The organism is Pseudomonas batumici (assembly GCF_000820515.1).
In the GTDB taxonomy this organism is placed as follows: domain Bacteria; phylum Pseudomonadota; class Gammaproteobacteria; order Pseudomonadales; family Pseudomonadaceae; genus Aquipseudomonas; species Aquipseudomonas batumici.
In genome coordinates, this window is the sequence record NZ_JXDG01000122.1 from 1 (window position 1) to 2,389 (window position 2,389).

Here is a 2,389-nt window from a genome sequence, read left to right on the forward strand (position 1 = left end):
TCTATAACGACAGCACGGCCAATCCCTACAACCCGGTGCAGCAGGTGCAATTTGCTGACGGCACCACCTGGGATATGGCCGCCATCACCGCCACGCTGTTTGCGGGCACGGCCGGCGACGACAACATCCGTGGCACGTCGGCCAACGATATGTTGAGCGGCGGGCTGGGCAACGACACCCTCAGCGGGGGGGCCGGCAACGACACCCTGCTGGGGGGAGCGGGTAATGACTTTCTCGACGGTGGCGCGGGCAACGACGTGCTGGATGGTGGCACCGGCAACGACACCCTGAGTGGCGGGACCGGCAACAACACCTACCTGTTCGGTCGTGGCGACGGCCAGGATGTGGTAACGATCAGCTATGACACCACGGCCGACAAGCTCAATACTTTGCAGTTCAAGACGGGGGTCGCCCCAAGCGATGTGGTGCTTCGGCAAGTCTATGACAACCAGATGGGAGGCAGTAACGGCGCGCTGGAGCTGAGCATCGCTGGCACCACTGACAAGATCACGATCAGCGGGTTCTTCTATAACGACAGCACGGCCAATCCCTACAATCCGGTGCAGCAAGTGCAATTTGCTGACGGCACTACCTGGGATATGGCCGCCATCACCGCCACGCTGTTTGCGGGTACGGCTGGCGACGACAACATCCGCGGCACATCGGCCGACGATATGTTGAGCGGCGGGCTGGGCAACGACACCCTCAGCGGGGCTGCTGGCAATGACACCCTGCTGGGGGGAGCGGGTAACGACTCCCTCGACGGAGGTGCGGGCAACGATGTGCTGGATGGCGGTACCGGCAACGACACACTGAATGGCGGGACCGGTAACAACACCTACCTGTTCGGTCGCGGTGATGGCCAGGACCAGGTGGTGTACACCTACGACACCACGGTCGGCAAGCTCAATACATTGCAATTCAAGGCGGGTGTCGCGCCAAGCGATGTGATGCTGAAGCAAGTGTACGATCCGAACTTCGGATCTAACGCGGGTTTGGAGTTGAGCATCGCCGGGACCACCGACAAGATCACGATCAGCGGTTTCTTCTATAACGACAGCACGGCCAATCCCTACAACCCGGTCCAGCAGGTGCAATTTGCTGACGGCACCATTTGGAATATGGCCGCTATCACCACCGCACTGCTGGCAGGCATGGCCGACACAACTGGCGACCAAAACATCCGCGGCACGTCGGCCGATGATATGTTGACCGGTGGGCTGGGCAACGACACCCTCAGCGGGGCGGCCGGCAACGATACCCTGCTGGGGGGAGCGGGTAACGACTCCCTCGACGGCGGCGCGGGCAACGACGTGCTGGATGGCGGCATCGGCAACGACACGCTGAATGGCGGGACCGGCAACAACACCTACCTGTTCGGTCGCGGTGATGGCCAGGACCAGGTGGTGTACACCTACGACACCACAGTCGGCAAGCTCAATACCTTGCAGTTCAAGGCGGGGGTCGCACCAAGCGACGTGGTGTTGAAGCAGGTGTACGACCCGAACTTCGGCTCTAACGCGGGCTTGGAGTTGAGCATCGCCGGCACCACCGACAAGATCACGATCAGCGGGTTCTTCTATAACGACAGTACGGCCAATCCCTTCAACCCGGTGCAGCAGGTGCAGTTTGCTGACGGCACCACCTGGGATATGGCCGCCATCACCGCCACGCTTTTTGCAGGCACGGCTGGCGATGACAGCATCCACGGCACATCAGCCGACGATATGTTGAGCGGCGGGCTGGGCAACGACACCCTCAGCGGGGGGGCCGGCAATGACACCCTGCTGGGGGGAGCGGGGAACGACTCCCTCGATGGTGGCGCGGGCAACGACGTGCTGGATGGAGGCACCGGCAACGACACCCTGAATGGCGGCACTGGCAACAACACCTACCTGTTCGGTCGTGGCGACGGCCAGGACCAGGTGGTGTATACCTACGACACCACGGTCGGCAAACTCAATACCTTGCAGTTCAAAGCAGGCGTCGCGCCAAGCGACGTGGTGCTAAAGCAGGTGTACGACCCGAGCTTCGGCTCTAACGCGGGCCTGGAGTTGAGCATCGCCGGCACCACCGACAAGATCACGATCAGCGGGTTCTTCTATAACGACAGCACGGCCAATCCCTTCAACCCGGTGCAGCAGGTGCAATTTGCTGATGGCACTATTTGGAATATGGCCGCTATTACCGCCACGCTGCTGGCTGGCACAGCTGGCGACGACAACATCCGCGGCACATCGGCTGACGACACCTTGACCGGTGGGATGGGCAACGACACCCTCAACGGCGCGGCTGGTAACGATCTGGTCGATGGCGGCGACGGCAACGATGTGTTGTCCGGTGGTGACGGCAACGACACCCTGCTGGGGGGAGCGGGTAATGACTTTCT

Annotated in this window: 1 protein-coding gene; it reads left to right on the forward strand. The window is 61.7% G+C overall.

The genetic code is table 11. The features are described from left to right. Nucleotides 1-2,389: beta strand repeat-containing protein (locus UCMB321_RS31985; RefSeq protein ID WP_040072083.1), on the forward strand; the 2,389-nt coding region annotated here is incomplete at both ends.